This window comes from Sphingobacterium thalpophilum (assembly GCF_901482695.1).
Classification (GTDB): Bacteria; Bacteroidota; Bacteroidia; order Sphingobacteriales; family Sphingobacteriaceae; genus Sphingobacterium; species Sphingobacterium thalpophilum.
Window position 1 is genome coordinate 2,326,471 of the sequence record NZ_LR590484.1, and the last position, 24,295, is coordinate 2,350,765.

Sequence of the window (24,295 nt, forward strand, 5' to 3'; positions counted from 1 at the left end):
ATTAGCCTTCTGTTTTTTTGTCTATTTTGTTGTCCGAAGAGCTATAAGTGTTCAATACTTTTTCTCTCTGTTGTTCGTATTCCTCTTTGGTAATAAGGTTGTCGTCATACATCTTTTTTAGTTCCTGTAGTTTTGACGCAACAGACGTGTCCCCACTGACGTCTTTTTTTACCCCTGCCCCTAAGGGAATCAACTCATAATTATGCTGTTCTTTGTACTTCATCGTCCATAAGAACGGAACTAATACAAAACAGCCAGCGATAATCGCACCAACATCAGCCTTTTCATTCCTCGAGATATTTGTCATAAAGGGCTCATACCCTTCCTTCTCGATCTTTATATCAGTGGTACTACCAACCACCTTCGTGTCTTTATAAGAGTAGGGTGTTGTCCCCGCATATTCCCCCTGAATATAAACCTTCGCACCAACTGGATTGGATTGAATCAATGTTCTGCTTGCGCAGCTGGCAAAAAGAGTGGTCCCGGCTAAAAGGACGCAAATGATGTTACTGTTACTTTTCATTTATAGATTATTATATTACTGTTAAAATCAAATCAATTCCCTCACCTCAATACTATATTAACTCTCTAACATCAGTCACTCTGCCAGTCACGGCTGCGGCTGCAGCGGTCAACGGCGATACCAACATGGTGCGGGCATCCGGTCCCTGGCGTCCTTCGAAGTTTCTGTTTGAAGTGGAAACGCAATACTTACCGGCCGGAATTTTATCCTCGTTCATACCGAGGCATGCCGAACATCCCGGTTCACGGAGCTGGAATCCGGCTTCTTCGAATATTTTATCCAAGCCTTCTTCTTTTGCTTGTTTTTCGACCTGTTTGGATCCGGGAACAATCCAGACTTCAACGTCTTCAGCTTTTTGTTTGCCTTTTACAAATGAAGCGACTTCACGGAGGTCTTCAATACGCGAATTGGTACAGCTGCCGATAAATACATAATCGACGCGGTTGCCAATCACCGGGGTGTTATCTTTAAAGCCCATATAGTCCAGCGCCTTCTGATAAGAAGGTCTTTCGGACTCTGGCTGTGCGTTTGTCGCTGGGATAGTTTCGGTGATTCCCATTCCCATTCCCGGATTGGTGCCATATGTAATCATTGGAGCGATATCAGCGGCATCGAAAGTCAATACTTTATCAAAGATCGCATCTTCGTCTGAGTACAATGTTTTCCAGTACGCTAGGGCTTTGTCCCATTCGTCACCTTTAGGGGCAAATTCGCGTCCTTTCACATAATCAAAAGTGGTTTGGTCGGGGGCGATAAGTCCGCCACGCGCGCCCATTTCGATACTCATGTTGCAGATGGTCATACGCGCTTCCATACTTAGGGAACGTATTGCCGAACCCGCATATTCAATAAAATATCCTGTACCACCGGCTGCTGAGATTTTGGAGATGATATAAAGGATAATATCTTTTGCGCCTACGCATTTTTGTAGGGTGCCATTGACTTCGATTTTCATGGTTTTTGGCTTTGACTGCAACAAACATTGCGTCGCAAAGACCTGTTCGACCTGAGAGGTGCCGATACCAAAAGCAATAGCTCCAAAAGCACCGTGTGTGGAGGTATGGCTATCTCCGCATACCATCGTTTTGCCGGGCAGGGTAATACCAAGCTCGGGACCAATGACGTGTACAATTCCCTGGTAAGGGTGCCCCAGACCATACAGCTCAATACCAAATTCAGCGCAGTTTTTGGTCAGCATATCCACCTGATACCGAGAAAGCTCTTCTTTGATCGGTAAATGCTGGTTGAGTGTGGGTACGTTATGGTCGGCAGTAGCTACCGTTTGCTTTGGACGAAAGACTGGAATTCCTCTTTTGCGTAAGCCATCAAAAGCCTGAGGAGAAGTAACCTCATGAATTAAATGGGTATCGATATATAAAATATCCGGAAACCCTTCTTCACGTTTGACGACGTGAGCATCCCAAATCTTTTCTACTAATGTTTTTGACATTTTTTATTCTCTCTTATGTTATTTTCATATTGACCAAGGCGATATTGCAAATGTCTCAATATCACCTTGGTTTGGATCGTCTAATTTACGAAATTTTAAACAGTTTTGATAGCTTTCATCGCAGTCATTGCTTTACGCAATTTGCGTCCAACGATTTCCACAGGGTGTTCGCGGAGGATTTCGTTGATGGCGACCAATTGAGCATTGTCGACTGCAGCATCTTTACCTTCATTGAAGTTTTTGCCAACAAGATCGGTATCTACAGTCTTCATGAAATCTGCCAATAACGGTTTACATGCTTGATCAAACAAGTAACAGCCATATTCTGCCGTATCGGAGATAACGCGGTTCATTTCGAATAATTTTTTACGCGCGATCGTATTAGCGATCAATGGAGTCTCGTGTAAGGATTCGTAATAGGCTGATTCAGGCTTAATACCTGCTTCTACCATCGTCTCAAAAGCCAGTTCAACACCCGCACGGATAAAAGCAACCATCAATGTGTAGTTGTCAAAGTACTCTTGCTCGTTGATCTTAACATCTCCTGCAGGAGTCTTTTCAAACGCTGTCTCGCCTGTTTCGGCTCTCCATTTCAATAAGTTGGCGTCACCATTTGCCCAGTCTTCCATCATCGTTTTGCTAAATTCACCGGACATAATGTCATCTTGGTGTTTTCTGAACAAGGGACGCATGATATCTTTCAGTTCTTCAGAGATTTCAAAAGCTTTGATCTTTGCCGGATTGCTCAGGCGGTCCATCATTCCGCTTACCCCGCCGTGCTTTAAGGCCTCAGTGATGACCTCAACGCCGTATTGTACTAACTTGGACGCGTAGCCAGCATCGATCCCTTTCTCGATCATTTTATCGAAAGACAGGATTGATCCCGTTTGCAATAAACCACATAAAATGGTTTGCTCGCCCATTAGATCCGATTTTACCTCGGCTACGAATGACGATTTCAACACACCGGCTCTATGACCACCAGTGCCGACGCAATACGCTTTTGCTTCTGCCCAGCCTTTTCCTTGAGGGTCGTTTTCGGGGTGAACAGCGATCAAGGTCGGTACCCCAAAACCGCGAAGGTATTCGGCACGTACCTCCGATCCCGGACATTTTGGAGCAACCATGATAACGGTGATGTCTTTCCGGATCTGCATGCCTTCTTCTACGATGTTGAAACCGTGGGAATAGGATAATGTCGCACCTTCTTTCATCAAAGGCATAACGGCGTTGATCACGGAGGTATGTTGTTTATCTGGAGTCAAGTTGATGACCAAATCTGCTGTTGGGATCAGTTCCTCATAAGTGCCTACCTTGAAATTGTTTTCCGTAGCATTTTTCCAAGAATCTCTCTTTTGTTCAATAGCTTCTTTACGCAATGCGTAAGACACGTCCAATCCGCTGTCTCTAAGGTTTAAACCTTGGTTCAAGCCTTGGGCGCCACATCCTACGATCACGATTTTTTTACCTTTTAAAGCATTTACTCCATCACTGAATTCGGTATTGTCCATGAATTCGGCGTGGCTTAATTGTTCTAGCTGCTCTCTTAGCGGTAAGGTGTTGAAATAATTTGCCATTGTTTTACTTTCTTTCTGTTATTGGTTGTTGATTATTTATTTTAATGATTGTACTAGTCTGCGTTGGGCCAAAGCATAGCCATAATGAACATTGTCATGTCCTGATGTCAGGGCGATCACTTCCTCGATCGTATCCATTGGATAACCATAAGTTGCCGTGGAAAAAGAGGTAGTTTCCTTAAAAAGACCCTTGGCATAGTCGCTGGCAATCTGTTCGATACTTTGGATAGCGATTGCTTTTAGCTCGTCGATTTCAGCTTGTTCAACAAAACGTGCTGGCTTGGTATCTTTTTTATAATCTTCGTTGTATCTTACCCAAGCAGTATCTGCCTTGATTCCTGTGCGCACATATACCAAAGTCTGTGTGCTGACGACGATGTGTCCAAAGTTCCATATAATATTGTTATTAAAGCCTGCCGGAACTTGATTGAGCTGTTCTAAGGAAAGGCTGTCAACCAATTCAATGAATTTCTGACGTGCCTGCAATATAAATTTGAATGTCTCTTGCATATTCTAGGATTACTTACATGGTAAATACATCATCGCGTTTGTCCAGGTATTCATTTTCAACAATTTCCTGTGAAGGTTCCTGCGCTTCGAACTGAACAAGTTTGGAGTGAAAACCTGCGCTGTCTTTAATAATAGCAATGCGGGCACCACGCACAAATTCGATTAGTCCATATTTCGTCAGCTCTTCGGTTAATTTGTCGATTTCTTCACGGTGACCTGCTGTTTCGAAAACGATATAATCGTTACGGATGACCACGACATTGGCGCCATACTGGCGCAGTAAGCGTTCCACATATACCTTTTCGTTGACAACGTCGGCAGGAACTTTGTATAAAGCCTGCTCTTGCCAGATCACCTCGTCATTCGTATTGTAGTACGCTTTGAGGATATCAATCTGCTTTTCCAGCTGACGGCAAAGCTTCCGCAACACATCTTCGGTTTCGGTGATGACGATAGTAAAGCGATGTATGCCCTCCACTTCCGACGGAGAGGTATTTAAGCTCTCGATATTGATTTTTCTTCTTGAAAAAATTGTCGAGATCCTGCCGATCAGGCCGATAGAATTCTCTGTATATAGGGTGATGGTATATTCTTGTTTTTCCATTGCAATTAAAATTAACCTTATTTCAGACGGATTTCAGATACGGATGTGCCTTGTGCAACCATCGGAAATACATTGTTTTCCTTTCCTACCATTACCTCCAGCAGGTATGCGCCATCGTGATCAAGCATGGTCTGTAATGCGTTGCGCAGATCCTTCCGTTCAGCAATACGCTGGCCTTCGATATAATAGCCTTTTGCCACGGCAACGAAATCGGGACTGGTGATATTTACGAAAGAGTAACGTTTGTCATGGAACAATTGCTGCCATTGGCGTACCATGCCTAAAAACTCGTTGTTCAGGATCAGAATTTTGACCTTTGCGCCAAACTGCATGATCGTGCCGAGTTCCTGGATCGTCATCTGTATGCCACCATCGCCGATGATGGCAACTACTGTCTTGTCCGGAGCACCATACCAGGCGCCGATTGCCGCCGGAAGACCAAAGCCCATTGTGCCCAGACCGCCCGAAGTTACATTTGATTTGCTGTTGTTGAACTTGGCATAACGGCAGGATACCATCTGGTGCTGGCCGACATCTGTGGTAATGATTGCGTCGCCGCCTGTCAGTTCATTCAGCACATTGATGACTTCGCCCATGGTCATGATATCCGTTTGTGGATGAAGTTCATTTTGGATGACTTCTTTGATTTCTTCCTTTTCAAGTTCACGGAATTGTGCTAACCATTCCGAGTGGTCTGCAGCATTCACCAATTCGGTCAGCATCGGAAGAGACTCTTTACAGTCGCCCCATACTGGTACTGTCGTCTGCACATTTTTGTCGATCTCAGCAGGATCGATGTCCAGATGAATGACTTTAGCCTGCTTTGCATATTTGTCGAGCCGGCCTGTTACGCGGTCATCGAAGCGCATACCCACAGCAATCAGGACGTCGCACTCATTGGTCATGACATTGGGTGCGTAGTTGCCATGCATACCGAGCATGCCCACATGCAGCTTATGATCGGAAGGAAGTGCGCTCAGCCCCATCACTGTGGCTGCAGATGGAATTCCGGTTTTCTCAATAAAAGCTTTGAATTCTTCTTCGGCCTTCCCTAAGATCACTCCTTGTCCGAAAAGCACAAATGGTTTTTGAGCACTATTGATTAACGCAGCTGCCTGTTCGACGTATTCCTTGCGAACCTGCGGCGCGGGTCTGTAGCTACGTACATGGTTGCACTTTTCATAACCGAAATAATCAAATAACTGCAGTTGCGCATTCTTCGTAATGTCGATCAGTACCGGACCGGGACGGCCAGTGCTGGCAATATAGAATGCTTTGGCGAGTGCTGCTGGAATTTCAGTTGCATCCGTGACTTGATAGTTCCATTTGGTGACTGGTGCGGTGATATTGATTACATCAGTTTCCTGAAATGCATCAGTGCCTAATAGGGAAGCAAAGACCTGACCTGTAATACAGACGATAGGGTTACTGTCGATCATGGCATCCGCCAGACCAGTAACTAGGTTGGTTGCTCCTGGGCCACTCGTCGCAAAGACGACACCTGTACGACCAGAAGTTCTTGCATAACCTTGGGCCGCATGGATTCCTCCTTGCTCATGGCGCACCAAAATATGCTTCAAACGATCCGTATAATCATAGAGGGCATCATAGATAGGCATGATTGCACCACCAGGATAGCCAAATACGGTATCAACTCCTTCGCTCAATAAGGCTTCCAGTACAGCTTTCGATCCCGAAATTTGGGCGGGCGCTTTCTGCTTGGTTGCAGCCTTATTTTCTGTTATTTCCAGTGTACTCATATTGATTAGTATTGAGATATTAGATTTTAGATGAGAGACATTAGATTTGAGATTGAACTCTTCAGGCCTATGGCTCACTAAGTGTCTCCCACTTTTAACTTTTTAATTTTGACTTTTAACTTCTACAAATCCGTTACACAGCCTTCTGAGGCATCAGCCACGGTTTTGGCATATTTGTACAATACACCTTTGCTCACTTTCAGCGGCGGCTGTACCCAGGCTGCGCGGCGCTGTGCGATTTCCTCGTCGGAAAGTTGTACATTAATAGTATTGTTGACGGCGTCGATCTCGATGATATCGTCGTCTTTTACCATGCCGATTAACCCACCTTTATACGACTCAGGAGTGATATGACCGACAACAAAGCCGTGTGTTCCACCGGAGAAGCGGCCATCTGTAATCAAGGCAACAGATTTGCCTAGGCCGGCACCAATGATCAATGAGGTGGGTTTAAGCATTTCCGGCATGCCGGGGGCCCCCACTGGACCTTCATTTTTGATCACGACGACATCTCCAGGCTTGATCCGGCCAGATTCGATACCGGCAACCAGATCGTGCTCCCCGTCAAATACCCGGGCAGGTCCAGTGAACTTTTCACCTTCTTTGCCTGAGATCTTGGCTACTGAACCTTTTTCTGCTAGATTTCCATAAAGGATCTGCAAGTGGCCTGTGGCCTTAATTGGATTGCTCAACGGCTGGATAATCGGCTGGTCATACTCCATAATGGACTTCACGTCAGCTAAGTTCTCCGCGATGGTTTTACCGGTTACGGTGAGACAGTCTCCATGAAGCAGACCTTCGTCCAGAAGATATTTCATAACAGCCGGTGTGCCACCATACTGCTGTAAGTCCTGCATCAGATATTTGCCTGAAGGCTTAAAGTCTGCTAGAACCGGTGTCTCATCGCTCATCCGCTGAAAATCATCTTGTGTGATGTCAACGCCTACCGCTTTACCGATGGCAATGAAATGGAGAACAGCATTTGTACTGCCGCCTAAGATCACAATGGTGCGCAAGGCATTCTCAAATGCTTTGCGAGTCATGATATCAGATGGCTTAATATCTTTTTCCAACAGGATACGGATATATTTTCCTGCTTCCAGGCATTCCTTCTTCTTCGCTTCGGATATCGCAGGATTTGAGGAGGAGTATGGTAAGCTCATGCCTAGAGCTTCGATTGCAGAGGCCATTGTATTGGCGGTATACATCCCGCCACAGGCGCCTGCACCGGGGCAAGTGTGTTTGATGATCCCCTCATAATCTTCATCCGAGAGGTTACCACAAATGCGTTGACCCAAGGCTTCAAAAGCAGACACAATATTCAGTTCCTGGCCTTTATAATGACCGGGAGCGATAGTGCCACCGTATACCATCAGCGAGGGACGGTCCAAGCGAGCCATGGCCATAATCGCACCGGGCATATTTTTATCACAGCCGGGTATAGAGATCAGCCCGTCATAGTATTGACCACCACAGATCGTTTCGATACTGTCGGCAATCACGTCACGGCTAACCAATGAATAACGCATGCCATCCGTACCATTGCTCATGCCATCGCTGACACCGATCGTACCGAAGGTCAAGCCTACCAAGTCATTGTCCCAGACGCCTTTTTTGACGATTTGGGCCAAATCATTTAAGTGCATATTACACGTATTACCATCATATCCCATGCTGGCAATACCCACCTGCGCCTTGTTCATATCGGCATCTGTAAGACCGATTCCGTAAAGCATCGCTTTAGCAGCAGGTTGCGTTTCGTCTTGTGTAAATGTACGGCTGTATTTATTCATTGCATTTTCGCCGTTAGATGATGACTTCATAATTTTCGTTCTCTAATACTAAATTTTTATATCTTCTTTGGATGGATGCTCCTATGCTGTGTTCCCACGCTTCTGTATAGGTGACATCGTCCACTTGTTTGATCCCAATAATTTCGGCTGCAGTGCCACATAAGAAGGCGCTGTCGGCGCGGTATATATCCTCCACTGTGAGCTGTTTCTCAATGACTTCGAAGTTCAGCTTTTTGCAGATGTTTTTAACAGTCTGCCGGGTAATACCCGGAAAGATGTTTTTCACAGGGGGAGTGTAGATTTTGAAATCCTTTTCAATAAAAATGTTTTCGCTGGAAGCCTGGGCCACATATCCTTCGTGATCGAGCATCAGGGCTTCGTCATATCCCTTGTTGATCGCTTCCGTAGTTGCGAGGATGGAGTTCACGTAATGGCCTGAAATCTTGGAGTCTGTTCTAAAAGACTTCGGATTAGGTCTTTTGATGTCCGTGACACAAACGCGGAGGAGATTCTGACCAAGATAAGGTCCCCATTCCCAAGCGGCAATCATAATATCAGCTTCGGAGGAGGAGGTCAGATGCATATTAGACCCAGTCAGCACCAAGGGACGGATATAGGCCTCCCTTAGGTTGTTGACCGCCAACAGCTCATAGCACTTTTCTATGAGTTCGCGGTTGCTCCATGTGTAGGGGATGTTGACTGCTTCGCATGATTTTTTCAACCGGTCAAAATGCTGGTCGGCTTTAAAGATACGAGGACCATTATGGGTATTGTACGCACGTAGACCATCGAATACGGCATAGCCATAATGAAGCGATTGAGCGAAGGGATCCAATGCAGCTTCGGAAGCTTTCACGAAAGCTCCATTTAAATAAATCAATGTGTTCTTGTCGTAGTATTTCATAACCCTAAAATTTACCTTGTTAAATATTTCCCTTAGTTCCGGTTTTTGGCGGTAAATCATGCAGTCCCAAGCTTTCGCATAGAGTCCGGATTTTCATTTCCTCAAGGTAGCAGGATTTACAATAATTGGCAATAGGCAAAGTGCGAATTTTGTATTTAGAATAAAATTTTATGTTAATTAAATTTTATGTGTTTTAAAATTGATTTATTGTATAAATATAGATTTAAATTTTGTTAGTCGTATACCGTATTTAAAATTGGTCTACGCTGTCAAAAAATTATTTTTTGTTACAAACGCGAAAATTCTTCCTAAAATGAAGGAATTGTCAAAAAAACTTTAAAAAAAAAGCTTCCGATATTTCTACCGGAAGCTTTTCAATGTGTATAAAATCGATTGATTTAATCTCCGATAATTCCTTCAGCAAGCACGGTAATGACATTGTCTTTTGCTTCCACAACACCACCCTTAATGAACACTTCTTGTCCACCTTTACCTTGTTGAATAATTACCTTTCCATCTTCCAAAGTAGACACAATGGCAGCGTGGTCCTTCAGGATCTGAAAAGAGCCTGCAGAGCCAGGTACGGTAACGGATGTTACTTCGCCTTCGTATACTAATTTGTCTGGAGTGATAATTGTTAATTTCATTATGCTTAGATATAAGATTTGAGATATGAGATTTGAGAACTTTAGGTTTTCAAATAGATATGAGATAATCGAAAGTCTATTATCTCATATCTAATGTCTATATCTAAATTAAACCGCTTCCGCTAATAATTTTTTACCTTTTTCGATAGCATCCTCGATACTACCTACCAAGTTGAAGGCAGCTTCAGGATATTCATCAACTTCACCATCAATGATCATATTGAAGCCTTTGATGGTATCTTTGATGTCTACCAATACACCCTTTAAACCAGTGAATTGTTCAGCTACGTGGAAAGGTTGCGATAAGAAACGTTGCACACGACGAGCGCGGTGTACGGTTAATTTGTCTTCTTCTGATAACTCATCCATACCTAAGATGGCGATGATATCCTGCAATTCTTTGTAGCGTTGAAGAATTTCTTTAACGCGTTGTGCAGTATTGTAATGTTCTGCGCCTAAAACAGCAGGAGAAAGGATGCGGGATGTAGAATCCAAAGGATCCACTGCTGGATAGATACCTAACTCAGCAATTTTCCGGGACAATACTGTCGTTGCGTCCAAGTGAGCAAAAGTTGTTGCTGGAGCAGGGTCAGTTAAGTCATCGGCAGGTACATATACTGCTTGTACTGATGTGATAGATCCATTTTTAGTGGAGGTGATGCGCTCTTGCATTAAACCCATTTCTGTGGCCAAGGTTGGTTGGTAACCTACTGCCGAAGGCATACGGCCCAATAGCGCGGATACTTCAGAACCTGCTTGTGTAAAACGGAAAATGTTATCGATAAAGAAGAGCACGTCACGACCCTGGCCTTCGCCTTCGCCATCACGGAAGTACTCTGCCACTGTCAGACCTGATAATGCAACACGTGCACGTGCACCAGGAGGCTCATTCATCTGTCCAAAAACGAAAGTACATTTAGAGTCTTTCATCAATTCATGGTCAACAGTTTCCAAAGGCCATTCGCCTTTTTCCATGCCTTCCATAAAATGTTCACCATATTTGATGATGCCCGACTCCAACATCTCACGCAACAAATCATTACCCTCACGTGTACGCTCGCCCACACCGGCAAATACAGAAAGACCACCGTGACCTTTTGCAATATTGTTGATCAGCTCCTGGATTAATACCGTTTTACCTACACCGGCACCACCGAATAAACCAATTTTACCACCTTTAGCATATGGTTCTAAGAGGTCAATAACTTTGATCCCAGTAAAAAGTACTTCGGATTCAGTTGATAAGTCTTCGAATTTAGGAGGAACGTTGTGGATAGGACGACCATTCTCTTTATTCAAATTTTGGATCCCATCAATGGCATCACCAACTACGTTGAATACACGACCTTTGATTTCTTCACCAACAGGCATTTTGATAGGAGCACCCGTATCGACAACTTCCATTCCGCGAACCAAACCTTCAGTTGCGTCCATGGCAATTGTACGTACACGGTCCTGACCTAAGTGTTGTTGAACTTCCAATACGATACGTTGTCCATTTTCTTTTTGAATGTACAATGCATCGTAAATTTTAGGTAGATTTTCACTGTCGGCGAAGTTGACGTCAACAACTGGGCCGATAATCTGCGCTATTTTACCAATCTTGGGCATATTATAGGGACTAAATATTTATTAATCAATTTTATATAGGAGACGCAAACGGCCTCTTTTTTGGTCAGCAAAAATAAGGTTATTCGTTTTTAAAAACAAATACAATTTGCAATTAAATTACATTTTTATTAATGTAGGTCAAAATGTTATCTGTTGTATTTCTGCACGTTTTGTCTGTGCGACGTTTTGCGCCGGGTACCGGCTATATTTTTTTGAAGCCCCAGATGTATGCTGTCTGTTTGCAGATGTTGGAACCCTGGACAATCCCAAAAATGCAATCGACCTGAAGGCAGCCCATCTGGCCTCTGCTTCAGGTCGATTTATGTCTTTATATTCTATACTTAGTTTACTGCTATATTTTTTTATTTAATTCATCTTGCAACTGCCGTTTGAGTAACTGCTCTTTTTCCATGGCTTTTTTACGGAACGCTGCGAACTCCTCCTGAGACTGTTCGGCAGTTTTCTGAAATTCTACGGTATCCACCTTCGCTTTTCTATAGGAGAATAAAAAGATAAAGGTAGCAATAGCCAACACCGCTATTATGGTCCAGACCACAGTGCTATATAAACCTTTGGAAGTATTGATTCCCATGAAGGAGAAGCTGTCGGTTTTTTCTTTTTCCTGTGCCAGCTGGTCCTTTAATGTTTGGATAGAATCCTGAAGATTTTTTGTGTTTGCTGTATAATTACTCGATGTTGACTTTAAGCTGTTGATCTCTTTATGCAATTTACTTACCGTGTCAATAACATTCTTTCGGATAATATCGAGGTTGGTCTTACGGACCATTTTAAAGTCATAATTGTTTTTAGAGATATAGTTCAAGTGATCAAATTGGTTGGCCAAGCTTCCTTTTCTTAGTCCATCTGGGCTGTACTTATAGGCATTATTCGGCTGTGCGGCTCCTGTCACTGGCGTCGCAGCAGGTGTTTGGGCCTGTAATGACGAGTACGATGAAATAATTAAAGCCATTAAGAATATAAATGCGAATTTCAATTTGCTCATATTGTCTATTTTGTAAAAATAAGTTTAATCAGTTCAAACCAGCTACAAAGCTAGCATATGCTTGTGATAAATATAAGGAATTATTGAAAAAATGAAAATTCGAAGTGAAATATATTCTTTTCGGTTTTTATTTTTATTTAAAAATACGTTTATCGATCCATGGACCAGCTGGGAAGATAACGTAAAAAAGACATGATTTTTTCCTTATATACGGCTGTGTCCAATTTAAAATAATACGCCCCTTTCTTCGAGTTTTCCTTGTCCTTTTCTTTCAGTTTGATCAGTAGGCCAGATGAAAGTAATTTACGGCTAAAGTTGCGCTTGTCGAGCTCGATATTGTAAACCCCTTCGTATAGCGCGGCAATTTGCGGAATGGTAAACTTTTCAGGCAAAAGTTCAAATAAAATCGGGTATAGGGCAGCTTTCATGCGGAGCCGATGTTGTGCGGCGCTGATCATTTGATCATGGTCAAAAATAAGTGCTGGATATTTTTGCAAAGGAAACCATTTCGCTTCGTAATCGTCGCTCAAAATATGTTTGTACTGTTGGGTATCAATCAGAGCAAAATAGCATATGCTGACTACACGATGGTTTGGTTCTCTTTTTGGGTCACCAAAAACACTGCATTGCTCCATATATACATTTTCTAACCCGGTCAATTGTTTCAATATACGGCTGGCCGCCTCCTCGGGACTTTCGTTCGGCTGAACAAAGCCGCCCATTAAACTCCATTTATTCCTTTCGGGTTCGAAATCCCGCTTAATCAATAAAATTTCCAGCGACTCTCCATTAAAACCAAATATGATACAGTCAATCGCGAGTAGGATACCTGAATCTTTCTTGTAATATTCCATTGTTTATTGTTATTTATCTAATTTTTTTGATCTCAATCCATCCGTCGTTGTAAAACTCAAAAAGTAAGCCGCTTGAATAAATGTAATATTGGTCAGTATAAAGCAAAAAAACGTTTAGAACGATGTCTGGATACGACTTGAGCTCTCCATCATTTGACAGGATGAAGTTAGTTCAATTTTTTAAAAATGAAAATTTTCTTTCATATTTAAAAAAATAAATGTTTATTTGACACTAATTATTTATTAAGTCCTTATTTAATGTAGGGGATTCGTGAATAAGGTGCTATGCACCAGTTAGATTATTGTTATAAACCAAATTCAGCTAAAATGAATAAATCTTATGTCATCGGGGTGGATTACGGCAGCGATTCTGTCCGTTCTGTATTGGTCGATGCAGGTAATGGGGCGGAAATTTCGTCTTCCGTATTTTATTATCCACGTTGGAAAAAAGGCCTGTTCTGTGATGCGACCACTAGTCAGTTTAGACAGCATCCGCTTGATTACATCGAAGGCTTGGAAGCAACGATAAAGGATTGCCTGCAGAAATCCGGCGTGCCTGCTATTGGACAAGCCGTAAAAGCGATTTCTATTGACACGACCGGATCAACACCTGTCGCTGTGAATGAGCAAGGTGTTCCATTGGCTTTATTGGACGAGTTTAAGGACAATCCGAATGCGATGTTCGTCTTATGGAAAGACCATACTGCCGTTGAGGAAGCGCGTGAAATTAATCTATATAATGAAAATAGCGATGTGGATTACTTGAAGTATGTGGGGGGGATTTACTCCTCGGAATGGTTCTGGGCCAAATTGCTTCATATTTTTAGGGTGGATAAGCAGGTGCGTCAGGCGACCTTTAGCTGGGTTGAACACTGCGATTACATCCCCTTTCTACTGACTGGCGGTACCGATGCTGCAGCAATCAAAAGAGGAGTCTGTTCGGCAGGACACAAGTCTCTTTGGGCAGCTGAGTTTGGCGGTTTGCCTCCGAATGCATTCTTTTCAGGAATTGATCCCGTGCTGGACGGTCTTGTAGATCGCTTGTTTTCGGAAACTTACACGGCGGATCAGTCCGCCGGCAACCTTTGTTCAGAATGGGCCTTACGTTTGGGACTCTCTACTTCCGTGGTGGTAGGCATCGGTGCTTTCGACTGTCACATGGGTGCTGTAGGTGGACAGATTGAACCTTATTATCTCAGCAAGGTGATGGGTACTTCAACCTGCGATATGTTGGTGGCTCCAAAAGAAGATGTGCAGGACATTCTGGTGAAAGGCATATGTGGCCAGGTGGATGGTTCTATTATCCCCGGAATGATCGGGATGGAAGCGGGACAATCGGCTTTTGGTGACGCTTATGCTTGGTTTAAGCAGGTACTCTTGTGGCCAGCAAAAGAGCTGATCCCAGAAATGAATGGGATTCCTGAGGAGCAACGGGATCAGATGATTCAGGGGCTCGAGGAGCAGTTGCTGATCCGGCTGAGCGAAAAGGCGGCCGGGCTTTCGGTAAACCAATCTTCGGAGCTGGCGATGGACTGGTTTAATGGCCGGCGGACGCCCGATGCGGATCAGTCGTTGAAGGGGGCGATTACCGGATTGCATCTGGGCACTGACGCTCCCCGTATATTTAGGGCGATTGTCGAAGCCACCTGTTTTGGAGCAAAGGCCATTGTGGACCGTTTTGTGGACCAGGGAATCCCGGTCAGGGGACTGATCGGGCTGGGGGGAGTCGCTAAGAAATCACCTTTCATCATGCAGATGATGGCAAATGTGATGAATATGCCGATTAAGATTCATAAAAGCGAGCAGACATGTGCAATCGGTGCGGCTATGTTCGCAGCCACCGCTGCAGGATTGTACAATAGGGTGGAGGATGCCATGCAAGCCATGGGCCAGGGCTTCGAACGTACTTATGTTCCTGAAGCGCAATGGGTGCCTATCTATGCTGCACGTTATGAGCGTTATAAAGCATTAGGTGGTTTTGTGGAGAGTAAAACTGCCGTGGCCGATACTATTTAATCTAAGAAAAATTCTGACTATGTATAATTCGATCAAAGAAGAAGCTTACCACTGCAACATGGAGTTGCCCAAGCTTGGGTTGGTGCTTTTCACCTTCGGAAATGTGAGCGTCGCGGACCGTAGTAAACAGGTTTTTGCGATTAAACCAAGTGGTGTGCCCTATGAGAAGCTATCTCCCGAACAGATGGTCGTTGTTGACTTTGATGGCAATGTCATCGAAGGAGACCTCCGGCCCTCATCGGATACCAAGACCCATGCAGTCTTGTATAAACATTGGGAAGAAATTGGCGGTATTACCCATACGCATTCAACGTACGCCACGGCCTGGGCGCAAAGCCAGCGCGATATTCCCATTTTTGGTACAACACATGCGGATCATCTGACGGTGGATATTCCCTGTGCTGCTCCAATGAGCGATGACATGATCGCTGGCAATTACGAATACGAGACGGGTTTTCAGATTATTAATCACTTTGCTGAACAGCAATTGGACTATCGGGAAGTGGAAATGATTCTCGTGGGAAATCATGCTCCTTTTGCCTGGGGCAAAGACGGGATGAAGTCTGTCTACAATAGCGCCGTATTGGAGCAGGTTGCCAAAATGGCGTTGCTGACTGAGCAGATCAGCCCGAGTGCTCCGCGGCTTAAACCTGCACTGGTCAAAAAACATTATGAAAGAAAGCACGGTAAAAATGCTTATTATGGACAATAGTCAACTGTATTGAGAAATTTATAGCTAATCTAAAATTTAAAAATGTATATCAATTTAAAAGAACTAGAGGTCTGGTTTGTTGTTGGAAGCCAGGACTTATATGGTGAAGAAACCTTACGCCAGGTCGCTGTACACGCAGCGGAAATCGCCGAATATCTGCATAAGCATGCTGCCATTCCGGTGTCTGTCAAGTACAAACCCATTGTAAAGAATACGGACGAAATATATGCTACATTAACTGCTGCCAATGAAGAGAAAAACTGTATCGGAGTCATTACCTGGATGCATACCTTTTCGCCTGCAAAAATGTGGATCAGAGGCTTGAAAGCGTTACAGAAACCATTGTTGCACTTGCATACCCAATATAATCAGGACATCCCCTGGAGTAGCATTGATATGGACTTTATGAACCTTAATCAAAGTGCTCACGGTGATCGGGAGTTTGGACATATCGTCAGCAGACTCAAGATCGGGCGTAAGGTTGTCACCGGCCACTGGCGGGATGAAGAGGTGCTGCAACGGATTCAGGTCTGGGCGCGTGCGGCGGCAGGCTGGCACGACTGGCAAGGAGCTAAATTTGCGAGATTTGGGGATAATATGCGTTATGTAGCTGTTACGGATGGTGATAAAGTGGAGGCGGAATCACAGTTTGGATTTTCGGTAAATACCTATGCCATTGGCGACCTGGTACAGATTATCAATGCCAGTACGGATCAAGAAATTCAGACCCTGCTGGATGAATATGAAGCTAATTATGAGCTGGCGGATAATGTCAAAGCTGGCGGCGAGTTTCGCAGTAACCTCATTGAAGCTGCAAAGATAGAAATTGGTCTGCGTAAGTTTTTGCGTCAGGGAAATTTCAAAGGCTTCACCGACACATTCGAAGACCTCCATGGAATGGTGCAGCTGCCTGGATTGGCTGTACAGCGCCTGATGGCGGAAGGTTATGGTTTTGCAGGCGAGGGCGACTGGAAAACACCGGCCTTGGTGCGCGCTTGTAAGGTGATGGGCGCTGGTCTGCCGGGAACAACCGCATTTATGGAAGATTATACCTACCATTTTGATCCGCAGAATTCCATGGTGTTGGGATCCCATATGCTGGAAGTCGATCCGGCATTGGCCGCTGGAAGGCCACGTATAGAAGTGCACCCCTTGGGTATCGGAGGCAAAGCAGATCCTGCCCGTCTGGTTTTTAATGGACAGAGTGGTGATGCCCTGAATGCATCGTTGGTCGATATGGGCACTCGCTTCCGATTGATTGTTAATAAAGTGCAGGGTGTCGAGGTAAAAGAAGATTTGCCCAAACTTCCTGTTGCGCGTGTCCTGTGGAAGCCGTTGCCGGACATGAAGACCGGATGCAGTGCCTGGATTGTGGCTGGCGGGGCACACCATACAGCCTATAGCTTGAATTTAACGCCGGAATATCTGGAAGATTTTGCACGCATCGCAGGACTGGAATATGTGTTGATCGATGAGAACACGACCGTAGCCAAACTTGAGGATCAACTGAAATGGAACGAACTCTATTATTTATTGAATAAATAGTAGGCTAATCTATCTATGCGAGCAGCATTGTTCGCATAGATAGATTGTGATAAATAACCAATCTGGGAAAATTATGGAAAAATTTGCATCTGTGGATTACATTATCTTTGTGATCTACTTCTTTGTTGTGGCGGGCTACGGCTATTGGATCTATCGCAAAAAAACGAATAGCCTGAGCAGTAGCAAGGATTATTTTTTGGCGGAAGGATCTTTAACCTGGTGGGCTATCGGATCTTCGCTGATTGCATCCAATATATCGGCTGAACAGTTTATTGGCATGAGCGGTAATGGTTTTGAAGTCGGTATTGCGGTTGCTGCCTATGAGTTGATTGCTGCTGTCGCCTTGATCATTGTGGCCGTATGGTTTATTCCGGTTTATCTGAAAAATAAGATTTTCACGATGCCACAGTTTTTAAATAACCGGTACAACGAAACCACGAGCCTGATCATGGCTATATTCTGGCTGTTTTTATATGTTTTTGTCAACCTTACATCAATCCTGTATTTAGGTGCAATTGCCATCTCCAGCATGGCCGGTGGTGGTGATAGCTTTCACACTATTACAGTAGCCCTGGCCGTATTTGCCGTGATCATCACGTTAGGTGGAATGCGCGTGATCGGTTTTACGGATGTTATTCAGGTCATCGTGCTGATTGTCGGTGGTGTAGCGACCACATACGTTGCGCTAACGCTGGTCAGTGAGCATTTTGGACTAGGGAAGGACGTTCTGGCTGGATTCAATAAGCTCATGGAAGACTCGCCGAGCCACTTTAATCTTTTTGTTGAAAAGCCGGGACCGGGAGCGAGCCAGGAAGATATCAATAAATACCTGATGTTGCCCGGGATAGGGATGTACCTGGCAGGTATATGGATCGTGAACCTCAACTACTGGGGCTGTAATCAGTACATTACCCAGCGTGCCCTGGGCGCCGATTTAAAGACTGCTCGGATAGGTATCTTATTTGCCGGCTTTCTGAAGTTGTTTATGCCCATCATCGTGATGTTACCGGGCATCGCAGCATATGTCCTTTACAAAAATGGTGCACTACAGCAGGAAATGGCACCGGGGGGTGTTTTTCATGCCGATAACGCATACTCTGCGATATTAGGTTATTTGCCGAATGGAATGAAAGGCCTGGCATTGGCGGCGCTAACGGCAGCGATAGTGGCAGGTCTGGCTGGAAAGGCTAATAGTATTGCAACCATTTTTACATTGGATATTTTTAAAAAATACCTTAACAAAGAAGCCAGTGAAGCTAAAATGGTCTGGGTAGGGAAGATTACGATTGTGGTTTCGATCGTGCTTGCGGTATTGTTTACCTGGAATGACAGTTTAGGAATCGGTGGGGCTGGAGGCTTTACTTTTATACAGAAGTATACTGGATTTATTAGTCCGGGGGTGTTTGCAATGTTTCTATTGGGGATGTTCTGGAAACGAACTACGGGAGCCGCGGCGATTACCGGCTTAATTACCGGATTTGCATTATCCGTATTTTTTAATGAATTTGCAGTGAAGATTCTAGGCCCTGAAACTTGGTTATACACTGCTTTTCCCAATAAAGCCGGAGTTTATGAAATTCCTTTTCAGATCTGTATGGGATTAGCTTTTGTATTTACGATGGTTGCCATGGTCGGAGTCAGCTTGTTGGGACCGAAGGTGAATCCAAAAGCTTTTGTACTTGACAAGTCTATGTTTAAGGTAGAGCCGTCGGTATTGGCGCTGATCGTCGTTACCTTATTGTTGGTGACAGCGATATATGTGCGTTTCTGGTAGTCTTACAATACAATTGAAATAATAAATCAAACCATATGAATAAGAAAATTATTGCTGCTTTGTTTGTCTGCGCTGTGCTGGCTTACGGATGTCAGTCTCCATCATCGCAAAATAAACAATCTGAAACGACGGTAGACACAGCTTCTACTACAGCATTTGCTACGGAGATTGATGGCAAAGAGGTCAAATTGTTGCAGATCAAAAATGGGAAGCTGTCAGTGACATTGACAAACTATGGAGCCCGGCTGGTCAGCCTGAATGTTCCGGATAAAGAGGGAAACAGCAAGGATGTGATCCTGGGATATGATTCAGCTAAAGCGTATAAGGACAATTTCAACAATTTTTACGGCGCTATCGTAGGACGCTATGGTAATCGTATTGGAAATGCTTCCTTTAAATTGAACGGGGTCACCTATTCGCTTGAAAAAAACGATGGTGAACAATCGTTGCATGGGGGTACTAATGGGGTATATAACAAGGTGTGGGACGTGGTCGAAAGTACACCGACGTCAGTCACCTTAGCTTATACTTCTCCTGATCAGGAAGCGGGGTATCCGGGCACAGTGAAAATGCAAGTGACCTATAGCCTACAGGAAAATGGTGGCCTTACTATCGATTACAGTGCAACGACAGATAAAGAGACGGTGCTAAATCTCACCAACCATGCTTATTTTAATCTCAATGGGGCAGGAGACCCGTCTATTCTGGATCATGAGCTTCAGATTGATGCCAAAGCGATTACAGAAGTTGATGCGACGTTGATTCCAACGGGAAAAAGCCTGCCTGTGAAAGGTACAGCGTTTGATTTCACCAAAGCAACAACGATAGGAGCGCGAATCGAAGATGAAAATGCACAGTTAAAGATCGGCAAAGGTTATGACCATAATTTTGAGCTAGATAAAAAAGACGGTTTTCAGAAAGTAGCAGCGGTATATGCGCCAAAGACGGGAATTGAAATGCAGGTGTATACGACCGAACCGGGCCTACAGTTTTATAGTGGCAATTTCATGAAGGACTCGGATCCGAAAGGAAAGGATGGACAAGCATACCCTTTCCGCTCGGCATTTTGTCTGGAAACCCAACATTTCCCGGACGCGCCCAATCACCCCAACTTTGCCTCTACAGTGCTAAAACCCGGAGATACCTATCGTTCCAAAACAGAATATCGCTTTACAGTTAGATAAGAAAGGAAACAGATGAAAGCAATCCAAATTGTGGCGCCGGGACGTATCGAGCTTATCGATTTGCCCATGCCCCCGTTGGGGGCTGGGCAAATACGGCTACGTGTACAGTATGTCGGGTTTTGCGGCTCCGATCTGAATACGTTTAAAGGCCTTAATCCGCTGGCATTAATGCCTGTCATTCCTGGTCACGAAATCGGAGCCGTTATAGACGATGTAGGTCTGGGAGTGCCTTCAAATTTTACTGCAGGTATGCCTGCGACGGTAAATCCCTACACAAGCTGTGGACAGTGTGCTGCTTGTGAAAATGGCCGCGCATATGCCTGTGAGTTTAACCAGACTCTAGGGGTGCAGCGCCATGGAGCGATGGCGTCTTATATTGTAGTGCCCTGGGAAAAAGTAATTGTGGACGCGGCGATTTCAGTCCGTGATTTTGCGTTGGTAGAGCCGATGAGCGTGGGTTTCCATGCTGTGGATCGCGGGGCAGTGACGGATAGTGATTGTGTTCTGGTGTTTGGCTGCGGTATGATTGGTGTCGGAGCGATTATTCGGGCGGCGAGGAGGGGAGCCTCTGTCATCGCCGTTGATGTGGGAGACGAAAAGCTGGCATTGGCCCGGCAGCTAGGCGCGGCCTATACTATTAATTCGAGTAAGGAGGACCTGGAAGGACGCATCGCGGCCATTACAGGTGGCCGTGGCGCGGATGTGGTCATTGAAGCAGTAGGGCGCCCTGAAACTTATACAGCATCCATCGCGGCAGCGGCTTTTACCGGAAGAGTGGTTTATATCGGCTATGCCAAAGAAAAGATCCCTTTCGAAACGCAGTTTTTTGTAAAGAAAGAGTTGGATATCAGAGGTTCAAGGAATGCGACGGCATCCGACTTTAAGGCAGTCATGGCTTATTTAAAGACCGGTAACTGTCCGATAGATGAGCTGATCACTGCCGTGATTACGCCGGAGGAGGCCCAATCCGCCCTCGAGCGCTGGAGCAATAATCCCGGTGATGTATTCCGGATCCTGGTACAGTTCTGATCTTGTACATGCAATAGCAACAGTCTATAGGAGGCGGTTCCATTTTGGTAGCCGCCTTTTTACTTGCTATTGCGCTTGTAACCGTTAGCCAAAGATGTTATTCGTAAATTTGAGCCGGATACCGGTCTGAAAATTATTTATTGTTTTGAAGATCTCCTTTAATGTTGCTTTTTCAATCTTGGTAAGACTATCAATTGGGATGTAATTGTCGGGAGCCCGTTTGGAGATCCGGATCTGATTGGCTTGGTTTTTTAGCCGTAATGACATCATATAATAATATGATTGATGCAGCTCGTCGTATTGTTCCTGAGTAAATATCCCCATATCCAGCAAGGCCTTTAAACGTCCACCCGTATTCTCTTCGTAGATCCGGTATTTGAGGGCATAAACACGGACCAGGTCAACAATGGGCGTCATTGCCTTTTTAATATTGAACACCTCGGTGGTCCCTACAGTTTGCGTTTTGATGGTTTTAAAGAATGTCAGCGGCGGTTCGTATTGTAGCGCATTTTTGGCGATGAAAGCAAAAAAGCGATCGTTTGGTTTTTGCAGTTCAATAGTCAGAAAATCCTTGAGCTGATCAATAATATCCTGGTCGCCATACAGGCGCCTGCAGTCAAAAAAGGTCGAAAATTTAATTGCATTTTCAGGAATGCTTTCCTCAATCCATGTTTTGTAATTGTTTTTCCAGTGTGAAAGTGAATGCGTCCATTCGGGATTGCTGGCCATATACCCGCCAGTGCAATAACTAAACCCAATGGTATTTAAATGATCGGATACCAGACTGGCAAAACGCAGAAAATAGTCGCGTACACGTTCACGCTGTTCGTTAGCCTTGTCTTCGTAAATAATGGCGTTGTCCTGATCCGTCATTAACGTTTGTTCTTTACGGCCTTCGCTGCCTGTGACCATAAAGACAAATTTAGCTGGCGGTTCACCCATTTCTTTGATTACTTTTTCGATCACTTTTAAAGCAATGGTGTCGGCTACTGTCGTGATGACCTGATTGGCTATTTCAGCATGTACGCCTCTGCCCAGCAGCTGGTGAATAATTTCAGGTACGTTATTCCATTTGTCCTGCAGCTCGGCCAACGTTTCGGCTAATTTTACGGATTGAATAAATACCAACGGAGACTGCCCTTGTTCGCTCAACAGTCTGTTTCTGCTTAAAAAGCCTACATAGCTTCCCTCTTTCTCAACGAGTAAGTATTTGGATTTGGTCCGGAACATCTTTAACACAGCTTCATAAAGATAAGCCTGATTTGAAATGCTGACAATGGGGTTGTCCATCACTTCAATAATGGGCCGGGAAGTATCTACCTGCTCAGCAATAACGCGATCCCGTAATGTCATATCGGTGGCATAGCCAATGATCGAATGTTCGTCACGGATAAATATGCAGCTCACCTTTTCCACTGCCATTGATCGGGCTGCCAGGTAAATAGGTGTATCAGCACTACAAGACACAATATCTTTGTAAACAATATGTTCGATTTTACGTGAATAGAGCTGATCGGCTGCGAAATAACTTTCCTCAAAAGAAGCTGGAGATTTGACAAAGTGAGAAAATTCTTCATCTAGCATTCTTTTTCCAAAAGAATTGGTGAAAAACTGAAAGAATTCATCGTTAGCATTACACAATTCGATAAAATTTTGGCGTGGTAATCGATAGATGACGGTGCCTTTCTTGGCGATGACAGACTTGAGCGCTTTCGTGCGGTTCAACAACACGGATATTCCGCCAAAGCAATAGGGGCGGTGATGGATTTCGATCAACCTTTTGTTATCCGAGCTATCCAGAAAGAAGGTTTCATATTCCCCTTCTTCAATAAGGTCTACACCATCCATATCGGTAATATGTTGTCTGTATACGAGCGTGTCTTTGGAAAACCGATGTTCATGAAACATATCGACAAGGCTCTGTAAAACCGTCTCGGGCAGTACCTGAAAGGGCTGCGTAGCGCGTAGTAGGGATAAGATAACTTCTTTTTTCATCTCGTTCTTTTTTGTTTTATCGCTGAAGAGCGCGACGTGTTGTCATATTACATGATATCATTGAACGCTGGCTGCTGATTTACGATATCCTCATCGGACAGTTCGCCCCGACGTCTCATTTCAAAAAAACAGCTGGCTGTTATTTCGGCATCTTTTTCGGCGTTGTGTATATCCTGAGGTGTTTCAGAGAAAAGTGCTTCATACAAGTACGGAAGAGGCAGATGTACCATATGCGGGTTTCGAACGTATTTTTTGCTGTGTAGTAAGGTGCAAAAGAAATCATGTCCCTGAAAAGGGATTGGCAGCTGGCAACGGAAATACTCAGCACATAATACCTGCAGATCGAACGAAAGGAAATGGCCGATGATCTCCGGTTTGAATTTTTTGATATCGTGGCTCAGTTTGCGTAATACCTCTTTTTTCTTTTCGCCATGTCGCATGAGAAAGGCCGCGGTCAATCCATGAATTTGTTCAGCTGCCGGACTGACGGGGATGAACGGTTCATAGATATATTTGCTGCTGCGTTTGATTTCTTTCATTTCCTCATCAAAGACGATCCAGGCCACTTGTAGGACATGCGGCCAGTTGTCGCTATCTGTATATTTTCTGTTCCATTTCTTCGGTAGCCCCGAAGTCTCAGTATCTAAGAATAAGAGATATTTTTTCAAGGAATCGCGGATTGATCTACCCTAAAAGTAATAAAATAATCTAGCTAATGAGGGATCAAAATTGTTTTTTACAAGCATTTTCTTTGTAAAAAACGAGATACGTTTTTCGATGTGCGGAATATTATATGTAAAATTG

At 44.3% G+C, this 24,295-nt stretch carries 20 protein-coding genes; 6 read left to right on the top strand and 14 right to left on the bottom strand.

Annotation, left to right across the window (positions count from 1 at the left end):
* Position 1 precedes the first annotated feature (1 nt).
* The 12 genes from FGL37_RS09875 to FGL37_RS09930 all read right to left on the bottom strand — a co-directional run bounded on the left by FGL37_RS09875 (position 2) and on the right by FGL37_RS09930 (position 13,236).
* Positions 2 to 523, bottom strand: a complete 522-nt coding sequence (locus FGL37_RS09875) for a PEGA domain-containing protein (RefSeq protein WP_028071926.1) — start codon at positions 521 to 523, stop codon at positions 2 to 4.
* 52 nt (positions 524 to 575) lie between these two features.
* Positions 576 to 1,973 (bottom strand): 3-isopropylmalate dehydratase large subunit, encoded by a 1,398-nt coding sequence (gene leuC / locus FGL37_RS09880; protein ID WP_028071927.1) that lies wholly within the window; start codon positions 1,971 to 1,973, stop codon positions 576 to 578.
* A 95-nt stretch (positions 1,974 to 2,068) separates the two neighbouring features.
* Complete coding sequence (gene ilvC, locus FGL37_RS09885) at positions 2,069 to 3,550, bottom strand: ketol-acid reductoisomerase (RefSeq protein WP_028071928.1); 1,482 nt, start codon at positions 3,548 to 3,550, stop codon at positions 2,069 to 2,071.
* A gap of 36 nt (positions 3,551 to 3,586) precedes the next feature.
* Positions 3,587 to 4,060, bottom strand: coding sequence for a DinB family protein (locus tag FGL37_RS09890; RefSeq protein ID WP_028071929.1), 474 nt, complete (start codon positions 4,058 to 4,060; stop codon positions 3,587 to 3,589).
* A gap of 13 nt (positions 4,061 to 4,073) precedes the next feature.
* Positions 4,074 to 4,664 (bottom strand): acetolactate synthase small subunit, encoded by a 591-nt coding sequence (gene ilvN / locus FGL37_RS09895; protein ID WP_028071930.1) that lies wholly within the window; start codon positions 4,662 to 4,664, stop codon positions 4,074 to 4,076.
* Between the two features lie 17 nt (positions 4,665 to 4,681).
* On the bottom strand, positions 4,682 to 6,424 hold the full coding sequence (gene ilvB / locus FGL37_RS09900) for a biosynthetic-type acetolactate synthase large subunit (protein WP_028071931.1): 1,743 nt from the start codon (positions 6,422 to 6,424) through the stop codon (positions 4,682 to 4,684).
* A 122-nt stretch (positions 6,425 to 6,546) separates the two neighbouring features.
* A complete protein-coding gene (gene ilvD, locus FGL37_RS09905) occupies positions 6,547 to 8,247 on the bottom strand; it encodes a dihydroxy-acid dehydratase (RefSeq protein WP_028071932.1) in 1,701 nt (566 codons plus the stop codon).
* Positions 8,231 to 9,121 (bottom strand): branched-chain amino acid transaminase, encoded by an 891-nt coding sequence (locus FGL37_RS09910; RefSeq protein ID WP_028071933.1) that lies wholly within the window; start codon positions 9,119 to 9,121, stop codon positions 8,231 to 8,233. Before FGL37_RS09910 ends, ilvD begins: the two co-directional genes overlap by 17 nt.
* 398 nt (positions 9,122 to 9,519) lie before the next feature.
* The gene (atpC, locus tag FGL37_RS09915) at positions 9,520 to 9,768 is read right to left on the bottom strand and encodes an ATP synthase F1 subunit epsilon (RefSeq protein WP_028071934.1); all 249 of its coding nucleotides are present in this window, start codon (positions 9,766 to 9,768) and stop codon (positions 9,520 to 9,522) included.
* A 108-nt stretch (positions 9,769 to 9,876) separates the two neighbouring features.
* On the bottom strand, positions 9,877 to 11,379 hold the full coding sequence (gene atpD, locus FGL37_RS09920; protein ID WP_028071935.1) for a F0F1 ATP synthase subunit beta: 1,503 nt from the start codon (positions 11,377 to 11,379) through the stop codon (positions 9,877 to 9,879).
* Positions 11,380 to 11,731: 352 nt separating this feature from the next.
* Complete coding sequence (locus FGL37_RS09925; protein WP_028071936.1) at positions 11,732 to 12,382, bottom strand: hypothetical protein; 651 nt, start codon at positions 12,380 to 12,382, stop codon at positions 11,732 to 11,734.
* Positions 12,383 to 12,531: 149 nt separating this feature from the next.
* Entirely contained in the window at positions 12,532 to 13,236 is a 705-nt protein-coding gene (locus FGL37_RS09930; protein ID WP_028071937.1) for an NUDIX hydrolase, read from the bottom strand.
* A 327-nt stretch (positions 13,237 to 13,563) separates the two neighbouring features.
* Here FGL37_RS09930 and FGL37_RS09935 point away from each other — a divergent pair, with 327 nt between their 5' ends.
* The 6 genes from FGL37_RS09935 (at position 13,564) to FGL37_RS09960 (ending at position 21,496) form a co-directional block, all read left to right on the top strand.
* Positions 13,564 to 15,252: a ribulokinase gene (locus FGL37_RS09935; protein WP_028071938.1), complete on the top strand. Its 1,689-nt coding sequence runs from the start codon at positions 13,564 to 13,566 to the stop codon at positions 15,250 to 15,252.
* A 19-nt stretch (positions 15,253 to 15,271) separates the two neighbouring features.
* Positions 15,272 to 15,964 carry an L-ribulose-5-phosphate 4-epimerase gene (locus FGL37_RS09940; RefSeq protein WP_317132236.1) on the top strand — a complete coding sequence of 231 codons (693 nt, stop codon included), beginning with the start codon at positions 15,272 to 15,274 and terminating at the stop codon, positions 15,962 to 15,964.
* A gap of 42 nt (positions 15,965 to 16,006) precedes the next feature.
* Positions 16,007 to 17,509 (top strand): L-arabinose isomerase, encoded by a 1,503-nt coding sequence (araA, locus tag FGL37_RS09945; protein ID WP_028071940.1) that lies wholly within the window; start codon positions 16,007 to 16,009, stop codon positions 17,507 to 17,509.
* Between the two features lie 73 nt (positions 17,510 to 17,582).
* Entirely contained in the window at positions 17,583 to 19,283 is a 1,701-nt protein-coding gene (locus tag FGL37_RS09950) for a sodium:solute symporter family transporter (protein WP_028071941.1), read from the top strand.
* A gap of 35 nt (positions 19,284 to 19,318) precedes the next feature.
* Entirely contained in the window at positions 19,319 to 20,467 is a 1,149-nt protein-coding gene (locus tag FGL37_RS09955) for an aldose epimerase family protein (protein ID WP_028071942.1), read from the top strand.
* Positions 20,468 to 20,479: 12 nt separating this feature from the next.
* Entirely contained in the window at positions 20,480 to 21,496 is a 1,017-nt protein-coding gene (locus FGL37_RS09960) for a zinc-binding alcohol dehydrogenase family protein (RefSeq protein ID WP_028071943.1), read from the top strand.
* Between the two features lie 84 nt (positions 21,497 to 21,580).
* Here the strand turns inward: FGL37_RS09960 and FGL37_RS09965 are convergent, their stop codons facing one another.
* Together FGL37_RS09965 and FGL37_RS09970 are read right to left on the bottom strand one after the other, a co-directional pair.
* On the bottom strand, positions 21,581 to 23,491 hold the full coding sequence (locus FGL37_RS09965) for a DUF294 nucleotidyltransferase-like domain-containing protein (RefSeq protein WP_028071944.1): 1,911 nt from the start codon (positions 23,489 to 23,491) through the stop codon (positions 21,581 to 21,583).
* Between the two features lie 47 nt (positions 23,492 to 23,538).
* On the bottom strand, positions 23,539 to 24,159 hold the full coding sequence (locus tag FGL37_RS09970; RefSeq protein WP_028071945.1) for a 3'-5' exonuclease: 621 nt from the start codon (positions 24,157 to 24,159) through the stop codon (positions 23,539 to 23,541).
* Positions 24,160 to 24,295 lie beyond the last annotated feature (136 nt).